This is a genomic window from Oscillatoria sp. FACHB-1406 (assembly GCF_014698145.1).
In the GTDB taxonomy this organism is placed as follows: Bacteria; Cyanobacteriota; Cyanobacteriia; order Cyanobacteriales; family Spirulinaceae; genus FACHB-1406.
In genome coordinates this window covers 23,825-39,886 of record NZ_JACJSM010000023.1, presented here as the reverse complement: position 1 = coordinate 39,886, position 16,062 = coordinate 23,825, and the positions used below count along the sequence as shown (strand labels likewise).

15 protein-coding genes are annotated in these 16,062 nt (G+C 48.9%); 8 read left to right on the top strand and 7 right to left on the bottom strand.

What is annotated here, in order from left to right:
- Window positions 1–55 precede the first annotated feature (55 nt).
- A complete protein-coding gene (locus tag H6G50_RS19075) occupies window positions 56–295 on the bottom strand; it encodes a hypothetical protein (protein WP_190719831.1) in 240 nt (79 codons plus the stop codon).
- A gap of 148 nt (window positions 296–443) precedes the next feature.
- Between H6G50_RS19075 and H6G50_RS19070 the strand changes: the two genes are divergently transcribed.
- Window positions 444–1,211, top strand: coding sequence for a CAP domain-containing protein (locus H6G50_RS19070; RefSeq protein WP_190719828.1), 768 nt, complete (start codon window positions 444–446; stop codon window positions 1,209–1,211).
- 168 nt (window positions 1,212–1,379) lie between these two features.
- Here the strand turns inward: H6G50_RS19070 and H6G50_RS19065 are convergent, their stop codons facing one another.
- Window positions 1,380–2,801 carry a hypothetical protein gene (locus H6G50_RS19065; RefSeq protein ID WP_190719825.1) on the bottom strand — a complete coding sequence of 474 codons (1,422 nt, stop codon included), beginning with the start codon at window positions 2,799–2,801 and terminating at the stop codon, window positions 1,380–1,382.
- Between the two features lie 276 nt (window positions 2,802–3,077).
- Between H6G50_RS19065 and H6G50_RS19060 the strand changes: the two genes are divergently transcribed.
- Window positions 3,078–3,698: a VWA domain-containing protein gene (locus tag H6G50_RS19060; RefSeq protein WP_190719823.1), complete on the top strand. Its 621-nt coding sequence runs from the start codon at window positions 3,078–3,080 to the stop codon at window positions 3,696–3,698.
- Window positions 3,699–3,745: 47 nt separating this feature from the next.
- Window positions 3,746–5,218, top strand: coding sequence for a leucyl aminopeptidase (locus tag H6G50_RS19055; protein WP_190719820.1), 1,473 nt, complete (start codon window positions 3,746–3,748; stop codon window positions 5,216–5,218).
- 189 nt (window positions 5,219–5,407) lie between these two features.
- Here H6G50_RS19055 and H6G50_RS19050 read toward each other — a convergent pair whose 3' ends face one another.
- Window positions 5,408–7,876, bottom strand: coding sequence for an ATP-dependent Clp protease ATP-binding subunit (locus tag H6G50_RS19050; RefSeq protein WP_190719817.1), 2,469 nt, complete (start codon window positions 7,874–7,876; stop codon window positions 5,408–5,410).
- Between the two features lie 405 nt (window positions 7,877–8,281).
- Here H6G50_RS19050 and acsF point away from each other — a divergent pair, with 405 nt between their 5' ends.
- On the top strand, window positions 8,282–9,343 hold the full coding sequence (acsF, locus tag H6G50_RS19045) for a magnesium-protoporphyrin IX monomethyl ester (oxidative) cyclase (protein WP_190719815.1): 1,062 nt from the start codon (window positions 8,282–8,284) through the stop codon (window positions 9,341–9,343).
- Window positions 9,344–9,851: 508 nt separating this feature from the next.
- Here the strand turns inward: acsF and nth are convergent.
- Both nth and rseP read right to left on the bottom strand, forming a co-directional pair.
- Window positions 9,852–10,541 carry an endonuclease III gene (gene nth, locus H6G50_RS19040; RefSeq protein ID WP_190719812.1) on the bottom strand — a complete coding sequence of 230 codons (690 nt, stop codon included), beginning with the start codon at window positions 10,539–10,541 and terminating at the stop codon, window positions 9,852–9,854.
- A gap of 3 nt (window positions 10,542–10,544) precedes the next feature.
- Entirely contained in the window at window positions 10,545–11,636 is a 1,092-nt protein-coding gene (rseP, locus tag H6G50_RS19035) for an RIP metalloprotease RseP (protein ID WP_190719809.1), read from the bottom strand.
- 375 nt (window positions 11,637–12,011) lie between these two features.
- Here rseP and H6G50_RS19030 point away from each other — a divergent pair, with 375 nt between their 5' ends.
- On the top strand, window positions 12,012–12,251 hold the full coding sequence (locus H6G50_RS19030; protein WP_190719806.1) for a hypothetical protein: 240 nt from the start codon (window positions 12,012–12,014) through the stop codon (window positions 12,249–12,251).
- Window positions 12,244–12,618: a type II toxin-antitoxin system RelE/ParE family toxin gene (locus tag H6G50_RS19025; protein ID WP_190719803.1), complete on the top strand. Its 375-nt coding sequence runs from the start codon at window positions 12,244–12,246 to the stop codon at window positions 12,616–12,618. Before H6G50_RS19030 ends, H6G50_RS19025 begins: the two co-directional genes overlap by 8 nt.
- 145 nt (window positions 12,619–12,763) lie before the next feature.
- Here the strand turns inward: H6G50_RS19025 and cobO are convergent, their stop codons facing one another.
- Both cobO and H6G50_RS19015 read right to left on the bottom strand, forming a co-directional pair.
- Window positions 12,764–13,423, bottom strand: coding sequence for a cob(I)yrinic acid a,c-diamide adenosyltransferase (gene cobO / locus H6G50_RS19020; protein WP_190719800.1), 660 nt, complete (start codon window positions 13,421–13,423; stop codon window positions 12,764–12,766).
- A 97-nt stretch (window positions 13,424–13,520) separates the two neighbouring features.
- A complete protein-coding gene (locus H6G50_RS19015; RefSeq protein WP_190719797.1) occupies window positions 13,521–14,237 on the bottom strand; it encodes a DUF2993 domain-containing protein in 717 nt (238 codons plus the stop codon).
- A 161-nt stretch (window positions 14,238–14,398) separates the two neighbouring features.
- Between H6G50_RS19015 and H6G50_RS19010 the strand changes: the two genes are divergently transcribed.
- On the top strand, window positions 14,399–15,151 hold the full coding sequence (locus H6G50_RS19010) for a pseudouridine synthase (protein ID WP_190719966.1): 753 nt from the start codon (window positions 14,399–14,401) through the stop codon (window positions 15,149–15,151).
- Window positions 15,152–15,194: 43 nt separating this feature from the next.
- Window positions 15,195–16,016, top strand: coding sequence for a RodZ domain-containing protein (locus H6G50_RS19005; RefSeq protein ID WP_190719794.1), 822 nt, complete (start codon window positions 15,195–15,197; stop codon window positions 16,014–16,016).
- Window positions 16,017–16,062 lie beyond the last annotated feature (46 nt).

The following is a 16,062-nucleotide window of genomic DNA, read 5'->3' as shown; positions in this document are numbered from 1 at the left end:
GTTGTATACAACGTCTCTACAGTCCGGCAATACAGTTGTCAGTCGCGATCGAGTATCAGTCATTGGCAAACGAGTCAATTAAATGCCTACCTTTGCCCGCGCTACAGGGCTTAATATTTACCTTATATAGCGCTACTTGCCCGATCGCGAGCAGTCCTAAAAACTGAAAGTATTGATGGGTGGGCGCTGCCCACCCTACTAGACCTACTTGCCCGATCGCGAGCAGTCCTAAAAACTGAAAGTATTGATTGGTGGGCGCTGCCCACCCTACTAGGGTACTAGGCTGGCTATACAAGTCGTTAGGAATAATAGCAAGCTTTCAGAAAATCTAGATCTCGATCGGTAATTCAGAGATTGCCGGACAGTTTCGTCTAATAATAAATTAGGGATGCACAAAAACGCTGTGTTCCCACTTAAAGAATCAATCAGGGAAGTTATACATAATGCGAAAAATTGGATTAATTGAGGCACTTTTTGCTAGTGTAGTTGTGGCTACTTGCGCGCCGCAGTTGAATGCAGCAACAGTTCGCCCCGCACCAGTCTCATCTTCTCCCTCAACCCTAATCGCCCAGTCCATTCCCCTCGATGGCAAACCTGTTTACGTGCTACAAAACGGTAAATGGCGCGAAGCGAATTTGATGGGATGGAGTTCGAGTAGCGATGGAGTAGAGAGTTACACGATTACTTATCTCGAAGATAACAGCACTGAAGAGGATGTTGGGCGCGATCGCATTCGTACCCTTGCCGAAGCGCAAAATGCAGGCATTTCCACCAACGTTTATGACCTTTCTTCGCAAGCGGGTATCGACCAAATGGTTTCTGCTCACAATCAGTGGCGTGCGAAAGTTGGCGTTCCTCCTCTACGTTGGTCTCCGGAGTTAGCTGCTTATGCCCAAGAGTGGGCGGATAAGCTGTTAGCTGAAGGTAAATCTTATCATCGCCCTAACAATAAATACGGCGAAAATCTTGCCTCTGCTGAACAACAACAATTAAGTCCCGCTCGCGTTGTCGATCTGTGGGGCAATGAAAGCCTAGACTACAACTATGCCAATAATAGTTGCGCTCCGGAGAAAGTTTGCGGTCACTACACCCAAGTTGTCTGGGGGAAGACCACTGAAGTGGGATGCGCGATGGCACGCAATAATAACCAAGAGTTTTGGGTTTGTAACTACAATCCGCCGGGAAATTATAACGGAGAGAAACCCTATTAGGAGTAAGCAACCCAGAACTGCAAGGTTAATTCTGTAGTGTTTCAAAACCCCAGTTTCTTCAAACCGGGGTTTTAAGTTGGTTAATGTGAGTTCGATGCTCTCGATCGCCTGATTCAAGGCAACGTGAGTTCGATGGATGTTGAGTTAACATCTTACTTAACCGGCTCTCTAATAACGTCTTTTCAATTTACACGGCAACCATAAAACCACCAAGCCGAGCAACATAATCGCGAACAATCCGTAAGGACTGACAAACTCCGGACTGTAACCGCTTGCCTTCGGAAGTTCTTTTTGCAACCAATCCAAAATCGGCAACCAAGGCCCTTTAAGCGCGTAAACTGCTACCGTCAGAAACACATTCCCCGTATCATTCCCTAACTGCGTCCCACCAATATTAATTAAAAAGGCGATCGCGAGCAGAATCATTCCTAATTGTACATCCTGCTTGCGGAAGTACAACACGAAAATCAAACAGATAAAAGGGATAATGGGGAGCAGGTAGCGCGGCCCGAATAAAGGATAAAGATACTGCGGTGGCAGGAGACAGATAAAGGCAAAATAACAGCAAAAAAGGATAAAAATTCCTCGCTTTTCCCAGATCGATAAATATTTATCGTTGTGCCAATTGACCAGAAAATACCAGAGCGATAAACCCGCATACGGCATATAAATAAAAAGTCCTGCTTTTGCTGAAAAAAGATATTCACCCAGCGTCATGAGATGAAACTTTTGCCATATCCCAGCGCTCGAATTCATCGTTTCTACAGGGGGAGTCTGACGGGCAAAAATCGTTAAAGACGATAAAAAAGGACTGCCAAAAGCGACGTACTGATAAAGAAGTTGAAGCGAGAGCGGAAAAATAGCACCGAGGGCAACATAGGCTAAATCGAGCGGCGTTTTGCGATTTTTCCAGAGTAAGATGATGAAAACTGCGCCTAACAAAGGCATTGCGTTAGCATCGATAATCGCACCCGCTCCGAGTAAAAAACCAATAGTGACAAAACGGCGGCGGGAATTAAGCCCCGAAAAAAAATTGGGGTCGAAAATTAAAATAAACACGCAGGTTGCAATGGCTGCGAGGGGGATATTTTGATTGAAGCGGGCTGAAAAGAAAAAAGCAATGCTCCCAAGTCCGTAGAGAATCCCAACGAGAACTCCCCGCCATTGTTGTTGGGTTTTTCGATACGTCCAAGTCGCCAACATCCACGACGTAAGCGCGCTTAAGAAAGCAGTAGTCGAAAAAAAAGAGACAAAATTAACTAAAAGATAGTGAATTGCCTCTCCCCGAATCCAAGAAGACTCTGGCAGGCGTTGGTAAAATAAATGAACCACAAACCAAGCCGGTGAAGCGATAAAAGAAAGACCGGGGTTAAAATTGCTGTAGGCGTGACCTTGATAATAGATAACGTCGCCGGTAAAACTTTTGTAAAAGGGATGATTAACCTCAACATCGAGGCGCACGCTGCTGCGCTCGACTAACGCTATAACCAGGAGCGCAAAGCGATCGCTCCCGGCGGCAAAAGGTCGAAAATGAAAGAGGTTAACCCACCACAGCGAAAAAAATAAACGTCCGAAGAGATGAGCGTTCATCAGGAAAAATGGGTTATAAACTCCGTTTTTTAGAAGGCGGCTCGCTCCACAACACAATGCACCCGAGAACGGGCGGTAAGGAGAGAACCGATCGCTGAATATTTTAAATCTTCTCGCCGCAACTCTAGCAAAAATCGAAAATTTTCGCCCTCGCTCCGAAACTGCGACTACACTCAAACTTGAACGCGATCGCGGGGCAGTATGAATGCTCTACTCTTGCCCGCCCAGAACAAAACATCGTTGAAATTCTTGTTTCGCAGGAGGCTAGCCTTAAACATGGAACCCAACTCAATCATTAAAGAGCGCGACTACACCGTCATTATTGACAAAAGTGGCAGTATGTCCTATCCAGCGAGTCGCAGCGGCACGAGTCGTTGGCTGGCAGTCCAAGAATCGACTCTCGCCCTCGCCAAAAAATGCGAAGAATTCGATCCTGACGGCATTACGGTTTATCTGTTCTCCGGCAGTTTCAAGCGCTACGATAACGTCACCTCCGACAAAATCAGCCAAATTTTTGCCGAACACGAACCGATGGGACGAACCGATCTCGCCAGCGTTCTCTACGACGCGCTCGAAAACTACTTCGAGCGCAAAGCCAGAGGCGAAGCCAAACTGAACGGCGAAACCATCCTGATTATCACGGACGGCGAACCGAACGATCGCAAATCCGTGATGCGTCTGATTGTCGAAGCTTCGCGCAAAATCGATCGCGATGAAGAACTCGGAATTTCTCTGGTGCAAGTCGGTAACGACAAACTCGCCACCCAATTCCTCAAAGCGCTAGACGACCAACTCGAAAGTGCAGGAGCTAAATTTGATATCGTAGACACAGTTACCATCGAACAGATGCAGGGCATGAGCCTTGCCGATGTCTTGCTCAACGCTGTAACCGATTGAGACAGTTAACTAGCGAACAGTAAACAGCGAACCACGAACAGCAAACAATGCAAATTAAAGCAGTAAGTACAACTCCGCTGAATTGGACGGGCGATGCACTTGCCCTAGGACTATTTGAGGGCATGGCGGAGATAACGGGAGAGTTAGCAGCGCTGGATGAAAAATTGGATGGCACGATTCAAGATGCGATCGCGCACGAAGAATTCAGCGGCAAAAGCGGCGAAACCGCAGTCCTGCGAATTGGCAGCAAAAATCAAGTTCGCAAGCTAATTTTGGTGGGATTGGGCAAAAGCGAAGAACTCGCGATCGATACCCTGCGCGCCACTGCTGCTGCTATCGCTCGCACGGTAAAGCAACAATCCATTAAAACGCTCGGTATTTCGCTACCCGTTGCTGGGGAAAATGCGGCGCTGAGTACCGAAGCGATCGCAGAAGGTTTATTGCTCGCCTTACACCAAGATAACCGCTTTAAATCCGAATCCGAAGACAAAGCAGCCAAGCTTGAAGCGATCGAAATCCTGGGAATCAGCGAAGGGGACGGCGATCTTGCTAAAGTTGAAGCGATCGCGTCGGGCGTAATCCTGGCGCGGGAACTCGTCGCTGCCCCACCCAACGCCGTCACCCCCGTCACCCTCGCCGAAACTGCCGAAGCGATCGCGCGCGAACACGGCCTCAGCGTGCAGATATTGGAGCAGGAAGACTGCGAAAAATTGGGCATGGGGTCCTTCCTCGGTGTCGCCAGAGCCTCGGATATCCCGCCGAAATTCATCCACCTGACGTACAAACCGGAAGGCACGCCCCGCCGCAAACTCGCCATTATTGGTAAGGGTTTAACCTTTGACTCCGGCGGTTTAAATATTAAAGGAGTCGGCAGCGGTATCGAAACCATGAAAATGGATATGGGCGGCGCGGGGGCGACATTAGGCGCAGCTAAAGCGATCGCGCAACTCAAGCCCGATGTTGAAATTCACTTTATCAGCGCCGCGACGGAAAATATGATTAGCGGTAAAGCGCTGCATCCCGGCGATATTCTCACCGCTTCTAACGGCAAAACCATTGAGGTGAATAATACCGATGCGGAAGGGCGTTTAACCCTCGCCGATGCGTTGGTGTATGCCGAAAAGTTGGGGGTAGACGCGATCGTGGATCTCGCCACCCTCACCGGCGCGTGCGTCATTGCCCTGGGGAACGACATCGCTGGGATGTGGAGTACCGACGAATCCCTGGCTGGGGAATTCCTGGCTGCTGCTAAGCGTTCCGGCGAAAAATTCTGGCAAATGCCGTTAGAGGAGAGTTATTTCGACGGGCTGAAATCGCCCATCGCCGATATGAAAAATACCGGCCCTCGTCCCGGCGGTTCGATTACGGCAACCTTATTTTTGAAGGAATTCGTCGAAAAAACGCCGTGGATTCACTTAGATATTGCAGGGCCGGTTTGGGCGGATAAGGCGAGTGGTACGAGTAACGAAGGCGCGACGGGTTTCCCGGTGCGGACTTTGGTGAACTGGGCGATCGCGTAGGAATCAATCGCCCTACAGTGCGGCGCTTATTTGCCGAAGTGCGATTCGCCAAGCGCGCCCCTACAGATAAAATTTAGTGAATCAGGACTGGGAATTGGGATCGCGTTGAATTGACGACATTCAACTTTTTGCCCCAAAAAATAAAAAGGGACGCATTATGCGCCCCTTTTGTCAACTTAAACCTTCAATTTAATTGGCTTTTTCCAACAAAATCTTCGGTTTATCTTCAGCGGAGACAACCACCTTACCCTCTTCGTTAACATCGACAACAGCGCTATCGCCATCGCCAATACGCCCGGAGAGAATTTCCTCGGCTAAAACATCTTCAAGCAAGCGCATAATTGCCCGACGTAACGGACGCGCGCCGTAGCTGGGGTTGTACCCTTCCTTCACTAACAGTGCCTTGAACTTATCAGTGACGTTGAGCGTAATATTTTGCTCGGTGAGACGTTTGAACACATCTTTGAGCAAGATTTCGGCGATTTCCTCGATTTCCTTTTGGTTGAGTTGGCGGAAAACGATGATTTCGTCGAGGCGGTTGAGGAACTCGGGACGGAAGTAGTTTTTGAGTTCTTCATTCACCAAGGAGCGAATGCGGTTATATTGCGATTCGGATTGGTCGATATTAAGCTCGAATCCGAGTCCGCTTGCACCTTTTTCAATCACCTTCGAGCCGATGTTCGAGGTCATAATCAGCAAGGTATTTTTGAAGTCTACCGTGCGACCTTTAGCATCGGTTAAGCGACCATCTTCAAGGATTTGCAGCAGCATATTGAAGACATCGGGGTGCGCTTTTTCGATTTCGTCGAAGAGGACGACGGTGTAAGGACGGCGGCGCACTGCTTCGGTGAGTTGTCCGCCTTCGTTGTAACCGACATATCCCGGCGGCGAACCGATGAGTTTGGAGACGGTGTGACGTTCCATATACTCGGACATATCCAAGCGGATCATCGCGTCTTCAGAACCGAAGAAGTAAGCGGCGAGGGCTTTGGTTAACTCGGTTTTACCCACACCCGTCGGTCCGGAGAAGATGAAGCTAGCGATGGGACGGTTGGGGTTCTTGAGTCCGACGCGGGCGCGACGAATGGCGCGGGAAACGGCTTTGACGGCATCTTCTTGTCCGATGAGGCGCTGGTGCAGGGTGTCTTCCATGTGCAGCAGCTTTTCGGATTCGGTTTCGGTGAGTTTGTTCACCGGAACGCCCGTCCAAGAGGCGACGATATGGGCGATTTCTTCCGCATCGACGACGGGACCTTCTTCGTTGTCGCTGCCTTCACCTTTTTTGGAGGTTGCGATCGCGCGAATTTCGGCTTTCAGTTCCATTTCGCGATCGCGCAGTTCGCCCGCTTTATCGAAGTCTTGGGAACGCACCGCATCGTCTTTGTCTTTGAGGACTTTGCGCAGTTCCTTATCTAACTCTTTGGCTGCGGGAGGCAGTTGGGAGTTAATCAAACGCACCCGCGAACCTGCTTCGTCGATTAAGTCGATCGCTTTATCGGGGAGGTAGCGATCGCTAATATAGCGATCGGATAACTTCGCCGCTGCATCGAGTGCTTCGTCAAGAATCTTCAGTTTGTGGTGCTGTTCGTAACGTTCGCGCAACCCATAGAGGATTTCGATGGTTTCTTCTACGCTGGGTTCGCCCACCATCACGGGTTGGAAGCGGCGCTCGAGGGCTGCATCGCGTTCGATATGCTTGCGATACTCATCGAGCGTTGTTGCACCGATGCACTGCAATTCGCCGCGCGCTAAGGCAGGTTTAAGGATGTTTGCCGCATCGATCGCGCCTTCTGCTGCACCAGCCCCAATTAAGGTATGAACTTCATCGATCACCAGAATAATATTTCCGGCGGAGCGAATTTCGTCCATAATCTTTTTCAGGCGTTCCTCAAATTCGCCGCGATATTTCGTACCGGCAACGAGTAAGCCGATATCGAGAGTAACGACGCGCTTTTCTTCGAGGATGTCGGGGATGTCTTTATTGGCGATGCGTTGGGCGAGTCCTTCGGCGATCGCGGTTTTACCCACGCCCGGTTCCCCGATCAACACTGGGTTATTCTTGGTACGACGACCGAGGATTTGAATCACCCGCTCGATTTCTTTCATCCGCCCGACAACGGGATCCAGCTTGCCTTCGCCCGCGAGGTTCGTGAGGTTAGTCCCGAATTCATCCAACGTCGGCGTTTTGGTTCTACCCGAACTCGGGCCGACCGCAGCTTCGGCGGTTTCGCCCAACATCCGGATTACCTGGGTGCGAACCTTGGATAAATCGACTCCTAAATTTTCAAGTACCCTCGCCGCAACCCCCTCCCCTTCCCGAATCAAACCGAGAAGGAGGTGTTCGGTGCCGATATAATTGTGACCGAGTTGGCGAGCTTCTTCGAGGGATAGTTCGAGAACGCGCTTCGCCCGAGGCGTGAACGGAATTTCTACCGCTACGAACCCAGAACCGCGACCGATGATTTTCTCAACTTCAATGCGAGCATCCTTGAGATTCACTCCCATTGACTTGAGAACTTTGGCCGCTACACCCGTTCCTTCCCCAATCAAACCCAAGAGGATTTGCTCGGTTCCAACGAAGTTATGACCCAGGCGACGTGCCTCTTCCTGGGCTAACATAATCACCTTAATGGCTTTTTCTGTGAAGCGTTCAAACATATCCTTATTTCATCACCTGCTGCTTGCCCGTGTATGGTTGATTCTAGCACAGGCTCACAGCAAAGCTGTGCCTCAGTTGTCAGTTCTCGGTTTCCCGGAGGCAATGTATAGATTGCTTGGCAAGCAGCAGGAGCAGTTTTGATTCCGCTTCAAATGGCAACCTTCGCCATCGCTGGTTGCGATCGAAATAATAAGCCTAGGTGAAGGGCAAGCTCTGTCATCGAGCAAACCTAACTACATTACTCCCTCTCGCCAAAAAAGTCAATTCGTATTATCTAGGCTAACACCGATACCCTGACCTTCACCCTTCCAAAGTTGCGATTTGTAAACCTTTGCCCATAAGACTAGCCAAAACTGCAAAACGCTTATAAGTTAATATAACTATCAAGCGATTAATGGATTGACATGGTTAGTACCCTCTCTAAACCCGACGCAGAAAAGATCCAAGCGGTCGAAGAAACCCTTCTTACCCCTCGCTTTTACACCACAGACTTCGATGCTGTCGCTAACATGGACATTTCCGCGCAAGAAGCGGAATTACAAGCGATGCTTGAAGAAATGCGCGCCGACTACAACCGCTACCATTTCGTGCGCGACGAAGAGTTCGAGCAATCTTGGAACAATATCGACGAAACCACGCGCCGCGCTTTCGTAGACTTTTTAGAACGCTCCTGCACGTCGGAGTTTTCAGGGTTTCTCCTGTTTAAAGAACTGTCGCGTAAATTGAAAGATAGAAACCCAATTTTAGCGGAAATATTCCAACTGATGGCTCGCGATGAAGCGCGTCACGCCGGATTTTTGAACAAAGCGATGAGCGACTTTAATATCTCGCTGGATTTGGGACATTTAACCAAAAATCGCAGTTATACCTTCTTTAAACCGGAATGGATTATTTACGCAGTTTATTTATCAGAAAAAATCGGTTACTGGCGCTATATTCTCATGTATCGCCACTTAGAGCAACATCCCGAACTCCAGTTTTATCCGCTGTTCCGGATGTTTGAGAGTTGGTGCCAAGATGAAAATCGCCACGGGGATATCTTCAATGCTTTGTTGCGATCGCAGAAATCGATGTGGAAGACTTGGAAAGGCAGATTGTGGTCGAGATTTTTCTTACTCACCGTCTTTGTCACCCACTCCTTAACCGTAGACGAGCGCGCCGATTTCTATGAATCCTTGGGAATCGATGCCAAAAAGTTCGATATGCAGGTGATTCGTAAAACCAACGAAACAGCAGCGCGAGCCTTCCCCACCATTTTAAACGTAGAGCATCCCGAATTTTTCTCGCGGGTTTATCGATGCAGCGATCGCAATCTTAAACTGAAAGCCATTGAAGCAACGGGCGCACCCAAAGTCGTTAAATTCTTCCGCAAACTTCCTTTAACTTTAGGAATTTTAGGTGATATGTTGCGCTTGTATCTCATCAAACCTATTGATGCCGAATCGCTGCGCGGAACGGTGAGATAATTGATAATGGACAATTGATAACATTTGTCCAAATTTAATAGCTTGGGGAGACGAAGTTTGTTTCCCCTAAGCTTTTTTGTGGGGTGCGTTAGGTGCGATATAAACCTTGGAATAAAAGGAAGAAATTTTCCACGCGCCGTAACGCACCAAAACTTTCTAAACCTTGGAAAAAGGGAAGAAATTTTCCGCGCACCGTAACATAGACGGTGCGTTACGCTTCGCTAACACACCCTACTTTCACTGCTTTCGTAAGGTGCGTTAGGCGCGAGCTAAACCTTGGAAAAAGGGAAGAAATTGTTTCCGCGCGCCGTAACGTAGACGGTGCGTTACGCTTCGCTAACACACCCTACTTTTACTACTTTCACTCTTTCGTAGGGTGCGTTAGGCGTAAAGTAAACCTCGGAATAAATGGTGGTTTCAGGCATTCTTAGGAGGTGTGTAGATAAGGTCAAACCCATCGTTATTATTTCACCCCGTCACCTGGTACGCTGAGCGAAGCCGAAGCGCATCACCCCCTCTCCCTCCCCAGGCAAAGATCCGCCAGAACGCAAACCTCGCACTTTGGCTTGCGGGCGTTACAGACAGCGCGACCGTGATAAATCAGGCGAATCGACCAGTTTTCCCAGTCGGGTTGCGGCAATAGCGCCATTAAATCGCGCTCGATGCGAACTGGATCGGTATTTTCCGTGAGTCCGAGGCGCTGGCTGAGTCGTTTGACGTGGGTATCGACGGTTACGCCTTCGAGGATACCAAAGGCGTGGGCGAGGACAACGTTGGCGGTTTTGCGCGCAACTCCAGGCAGAGAGAGCAATTCCGGCATCGATCGCGGCACTTCGCCCTTAAACTCAGTGACAATCTTTTGGCAAGCGCCTTGAATATTTTTGGCTTTATTTCGGTAAAAACCCGTAGACCGAATGAGAGTTTCTAACTCAGCGCGATCGGCAGCAGCGAGGGCGGGCGCATCGGGAAAACGGGCGAATAAAGCAGGCGTGACTTGATTCACCCGTTCGTCGGTGCATTGGGCGGAGAGGATGGTTGCGACTAAAAGCTGGACGGGCGTTTGGTAGTTAAGGCTGCACGTCGCGTCGGGATATTCGCGCTTGAGGCGAGTTAAAATCGCGATCGCGCGGGTAGAATCCGCTTCGCGGCGCGTATCGTTATAACGCGATTCCGCAGCCGCTAACTTGCGCGTTGCCATAGCTTATTGAAACAGTTGTTGAATCGCAGTTAAGTTAAACGTATCCCGCACGATTAAAAACATCCCCAAACCCAGCAGCAGCACCAATCCGCCACGCATAATGCTTTCTTGGATGCGACCGGGAAGCGGTTTGCCGCGCAATCCTTCAATTAACAAGAACGCTAATTGACCGCCATCCAGGGCGGGTAAAGGCAGAATATTGATAATCGCTAAGTTGATGCTAATCAGCGCGCCGAACTGAAACAGGCTGCTTGCGTCGGATTGCGCCATTCTTGCACCAATATCGACAATCGCGACCGGACCGGCGACTTGTTTGGCGGTTTCCCCAAAGTTACCAATCAGTTGCGCGAACCCTTTGACGGTTAAAAACACCACGTTCTGAAACTCTTCAGCACCGATGCGGAAAGCTTGAAAGATATTTGCCGGATGGTGGCGCGATACCAAACGATTGGGCGCTAAGCCAATGCCGATTTTACCTTTACCGCTGCTATCGGTGTTGGGGGTGATGGTGAGGGAAAGGGGTTGACTGTTGCGGGAAATTGTCACGGGTAAAGGGCGATTCGCCGATTGTTCGACAATTTCTTTAAAGGTAGCAGCCGCTTCCGAGGATGCGCCCAAGGTGCGGTTGTCGATCGCAACAATAATATCGCCCGGTTGTAACTTCGCGGCAGCGGCGGGCGAATCTTGACTCAAAACCTGCGTCACCATTACGCCGGGTTGATAGCTAAAACCATCGGGAACGCCGACAATGGCTGCTTGCGAGACCAGTAAAAAGTAAGCGAAGATGAGATTGGCAATTACGCCAGCACTGATGACAATCGCGCGGTCTAATACGGGGCGATTACTCATTAAATCGGGATCGTTAGGCGGAATTTTGCTGTCGGGGTCGTCGTCGGGGAAACCCACATATCCGCCCAAGGGGAAGGCGCGTAGGGCGTATTCGGTTTCGCTGCCCTGGTACTTCAACAACACCGGACCAAAACCAATAGAGAAGCGGTTAACGCGGATTTGCTGCCAGCGCGCCGCAAAAAAGTGACCGAGTTCGTGAACGACAATCAAAAGCCCGAGAACCGCGATCGCTGCCAAAACTGACATAATTGCTTTCTGTGATTTCTTAATAAAGTTTGTAACGTTTCGTCTATTTTACTGTTTATTGCTTAAAATCTGCTTCAACGCCAAGGAATCCATCGCCCTACGCAGGTCAACCAATTCCACAACCCCCTTTAGAGCGAGATCGCCCCAAGCGTTACTTGCGACGTTACTGTCGATGGGGCAAGGTACTTTAACCATTTTGGCAAGGAAAAGCAGAGCCGATAGGTAGATAGGCTATTACATAGTATTAAGCTGTAAGGGTAGCCGCAGTGCTATGCCCTCTTAAGAAATCGTGCAAAATAAATAAGAATTGGTATTACCCAATTTTTTAAGGCTTGGTCTAAAAACTACTACTACTTAAACCATCTGGGAGGAATCATGAAAGCACTTAAAGTTATGGCAACAATTAACGATCGGGGACAACTCACTTTAGATCGTCCACTTTTAATTGAGGAAAATAGCCGAGTAGAAGTTATTGTGCTGATCCCTGAAGAAGAAGTTCTAGACAATCGATCTCAAGCAGAAGTCTTAGCAGATTTCCGTCAAGCTTGGCATGAAGCCATGACTGGACAAACTATTCCAGTAGCTCAACTTTGGGAAGGTATTGAAGATGGTTGAGCGGTCTTTGATTCAAGTTGAAGCTTCGCAAACGTTTAAACAAAATCTACGCACTCTTGCTAAGAAATATCGCAGTATTCGCAATGACATACAAGCCGTTATCAAAAAACTTCAACAGGGGGAGTTACTCGGAGCGCGAGTACCTGGGGTTGGCTATACAGTTTTCAAGTTGAGAGTCCTAAATAGTGACGCTCAAAAAGGTAAAAGTGGTGGCTATCGTTTAATTTACTACGTCAAAACAGCAACAGGAATTATTTTGCTAACGGTTTACACAAAATCCGAACAAGTCGATATTGCTGCCGAGGACATTCGGAGCATCATTACAGACTATGAGCAACAGATGCTTACCGAGCAAGGCGATATTTAAAGACAAGAGCTAGAAATTGCTAAAACAAGGTAAAACCAGCGAGCGATTGAGACTGATAAAACAACAACCGCACGCAATCTAGATCGACGAGCCGCTAGAAGCCTTTGGAGTGGAATCGATCGGCAGGTTCGATCTTTATTCGATTTTAAAACTCAATTCCAGGCTGAGCTTTAATACCTTGCTCGCGGAAAGGATGTTTAATCAGTGTCATTTCTGTTACTAAATCTGCGGACTCAATTAACGCAGGCGGTGCTCCTCTGCCGGTGAGAATAACGTGACTGGATTCTGGTTTTTGGGCGAGTCCGTTGAGGACGGTTTCAATATCGAGATAGCCGAGTTTTAGGGCGACATTGACTTCATCAAGGAGAACTAATTGATAGTTGGGATCGCGGATATATTCGAGGGCGGCGTTCCAGGCTTCTGTGGCTTTTTGGATATCGCGATCGCGATCTTGGGTTTCCCAAGTAAAGCCTTCCCCCATTGCGCGAAATACCAGTTGTTCCGATGGCCAATGCTGGAAAGCGGCTTTTTCTGCCGGTTCCCAAGCGCCTTTGATAAACTGAATAATCGCGACGCGGTAGCCATGTCCGAGGGAGCGCAACACTATACCTAAAGCTGCGGTTGTTTTTCCTTTTCCGTTGCCGGTATTGACGATAATTAAACCCTTTTCCTTTGATTTTTCCTGTAAGCGCTGTTCTTGAACTTCCTTGCGGCGCTGCATTTTACGTTTGTATTGTTCTGGCGTTAAACCCGATTCATTTTCAGCAGATGTTACTAAATCCACACTATTTGACTCCAAACTCATAACGATTCACCCTCTTCCTTATTTATTATTCACTATTCATTATCAAGGAACGATTCACCCTCTTCCTTATTCACTATTCACTATTCATTATTTATTTTCAAGGGTTAACCGCGATCGCGACTTGCAAAGAAACTCGACCGGGATGCAATTCGAGGGAAGATATTTTCACATCCGATCCCAGATCGATATTAAATTCTTCGAGCGCGAGCGCGGGAACAAGCGAGGACGCATCGATCGCGACATCGTGCAGTCGCAGTGTATTTTCGTTCTGGAGTGCGAGCCGTGCCGATAAGCCGATCGCTTGAGAATTTTTATCAAGATTTGTTACAATGCCTTGGAACGCGATGCGATCGCTTGCGATCGTAGCGTTCTGCCAATCGATTTGCCAATCCTGTAAAGTAGGTTGGGTTGGGGCGTTTCCGGCTGCTGCAATTAAAGTTGAGAGTAAATCTTTCAGCGCGGTTTGCAGAAGCGGAGAGGGTAAGGAAGCTTGCAAATCGGCTTGTTCGAGAACCGCTTCCCCCGAAACCGCGATCGTTTCCAGCAAGCAAAGCGGTTGACCTTTCAACACTTGAGGGAGGTTAATGCGGATATTATTCCCCGCAAACTGGACTTGGGAAAAATGTAATCCTTGATAGATAGCGCGATTTGCGGCTAAAGAGACACTGGGAATGTACCCGCGTACAATTTCTCGATTGCGTCCGGAGATGGAAATTTTGAGGTTGTCCGTACCGTCAAGCTGCGATCGCAACCAAAGCTGGATTGCTGGAGCCAAGATTTTGCCGATGAGATGGGGGGTAGATTGAGTTGTCATTAAACTTTGGAAAGATAAAAATTGGGACTGACTGTTTCTAAAGACAATTCCCAAGACCGTACAATCTTCTTGTAATATTTGTACATAGTTAAATTGAAGTTTATCTCGTTATCGCTTGTGGGTGCTGCATTGTTTACTCTCGCTCGGTGTCAATCCAATCCATGAAGGAACGGGTACAAAAAGTTCTCGCTCGGTGGGGTATTGCCTCGCGGCGACAAGCAGAACAAGCAATTTTAGATGGTCGCGTGCGTCTTAACGGCGAAATCGTTAAGTTGGGGCAGAAAGTCGATCTGAGTCGCGATCGCCTGCAAGTGGACGGCAAAACAATCCGACGGCGCGATCGCCCGGATTTCGTTTATCTTCTCCTCCACAAACCCCTTGGAGTCGTTTCCACCTGCCGAGATCCCCAAGGACGCAAAACAGTTATCGATCTCTTGCCGCCCGAACTGCGCAAAGGACAGGGAATTCACCCGGTCGGGCGCTTGGATGTAGACTCGACGGGCGCATTGCTATTGAGCAATGATGGGGCGTGGACGCAAGCCATTGCCCATCCGAGCGCCCATTTACCAAAAACCTACGAAGTGTGGGTAGAAGGATATCCGAGCGAAGAGGTCTTACAACAATGGCGACAAGGCATAATGCTGCTGGGAAAACCGACCTTACCCGCGCGGGTGGAGGTACTGACTTCGCGGCAAGGGCGCACCCTGTTAAAAATCGTACTCAATGAAGGCAGAAATCGGCAAATTCGTCAAGTTGCTAGCGAACTGGGTCACGAAGTCATCAAACTTCATCGTACTGCGATCGGTCCGATTCAACTGCAACCCCCAAATGGTGCTATCTTGCCCCGAGGCGAGTTTCGTTTTTTAAAAAGCTTTGAAATTAAATGTTTTAAATCTTCTTCAACCTCGACTTGACGCTATAGCGACTGACCACTAGATGCTAAAGGAGAGCTACAGTATGCTAAAAAAATCTCATTTTCAACCCGACCAAGTAGAAAAAATCGAGCAATTAGGATCCCATCTGCGCGCAGTCAGACAAGCGCGAAAGATTCCTCTCGAGCAAATTTCCACAGAAACTCGCATTTCGCTGCGGCTTCTGCAAGCCATCGAACAAAAGGAACTAGAGGTTTTACCTCAGTCTATTTACCTTAAAGGCTTACTTAAGCGTTACGCTGAAGCCTTGGAGCTAAACGGCGATGAAATTGCCAATCAATTACCTGCCGGAGACACACTCGCTGGGATTACTCCGACTTGGAAAAACGTCCGTTTCTCCAAACATCGTTCTTTTCCCGGTTACTTTGTCTATGTTGTAGCGTTAGTGGCTTCGATTAGCGGCGCATCTTACTGGCTCGGGCGCAACCCGTCAGAAGTTGCCCAAACTTCGCCTTCACAGCAGTCTGCACCCACAACCAAACCGAAAAACGAGACGAAGCTCGCCGAAAAACCCGCCCCAAACCCAGAGCAAAGCGCTCCGAAAGCTACGCCCGTTTCTAACGTACAACCGCCCTCGGGGCAGCCCGTCGTCGTCGATATGACGCTGAAGGATGATTGCTGGTTGCAAGTGGTTGCCGATGGCAAAACGACGTTTGAAGGAACGTTGCAGAAAGGGGAGCAGCGGAAGTGGGAAGCGAAACAAGAGTTAGTGATTCGCGCGGGGAATGCGGGGGGCGTGGTGATTGCTTACAACAACGAACAAGCGAAACCGCTCGGGCAACCGGGCGCGGTTGAAACAGTGACTTATCAGGCTTCTGGCGATCGCGAGGCAACCCAGGGCGGCTAGGATTAATTGATAATGGACAATTAATTCGCGATCGCTTTAAGCCCTC

Bases quoted from the DNA above. Each gene is read 5' to 3' on its own strand.
- H6G50_RS19065 (WP_190719825.1), bottom strand. From the start codon at position 2,801: ATGAACGCTCATCTCTTCGGACGTTTATTTTTTTCGCTGTGGTGGGTT.
- H6G50_RS19030 (WP_190719806.1), top strand. From the start codon at position 12,012: ATGAAAGCACTTAAAGTTATGGCAACAATTAACGATCGGGGACAACTC.
- H6G50_RS19050 (WP_190719817.1), bottom strand. From the start codon at position 7,876: ATGTTTGAACGCTTCACAGAAAAAGCCATTAAGGTGATTATGTTAGCC.
- H6G50_RS19025 (WP_190719803.1), top strand. From the start codon at position 12,244: ATGGTTGAGCGGTCTTTGATTCAAGTTGAAGCTTCGCAAACGTTTAAA.
- cobO (WP_190719800.1), bottom strand. From the start codon at position 13,423: ATGAGTTTGGAGTCAAATAGTGTGGATTTAGTAACATCTGCTGAAAAT.
- H6G50_RS19060 (WP_190719823.1), top strand. From the start codon at position 3,078: ATGGAACCCAACTCAATCATTAAAGAGCGCGACTACACCGTCATTATT.
- H6G50_RS19005 (WP_190719794.1), top strand. From the start codon at position 15,195: ATGCTAAAAAAATCTCATTTTCAACCCGACCAAGTAGAAAAAATCGAG.
- H6G50_RS19070 (WP_190719828.1), top strand. From the start codon at position 444: ATGCGAAAAATTGGATTAATTGAGGCACTTTTTGCTAGTGTAGTTGTG.
- acsF (WP_190719815.1), top strand. From the start codon at position 8,282: ATGGTTAGTACCCTCTCTAAACCCGACGCAGAAAAGATCCAAGCGGTC.
- H6G50_RS19055 (WP_190719820.1), top strand. From the start codon at position 3,746: ATGCAAATTAAAGCAGTAAGTACAACTCCGCTGAATTGGACGGGCGAT.
- H6G50_RS19010 (WP_190719966.1), top strand. From the start codon at position 14,399: ATGAAGGAACGGGTACAAAAAGTTCTCGCTCGGTGGGGTATTGCCTCG.
- rseP (WP_190719809.1), bottom strand. From the start codon at position 11,636: ATGTCAGTTTTGGCAGCGATCGCGGTTCTCGGGCTTTTGATTGTCGTT.
- H6G50_RS19015 (WP_190719797.1), bottom strand. From the start codon at position 14,237: ATGACAACTCAATCTACCCCCCATCTCATCGGCAAAATCTTGGCTCCA.
- nth (WP_190719812.1), bottom strand. From the start codon at position 10,541: ATGGCAACGCGCAAGTTAGCGGCTGCGGAATCGCGTTATAACGATACG.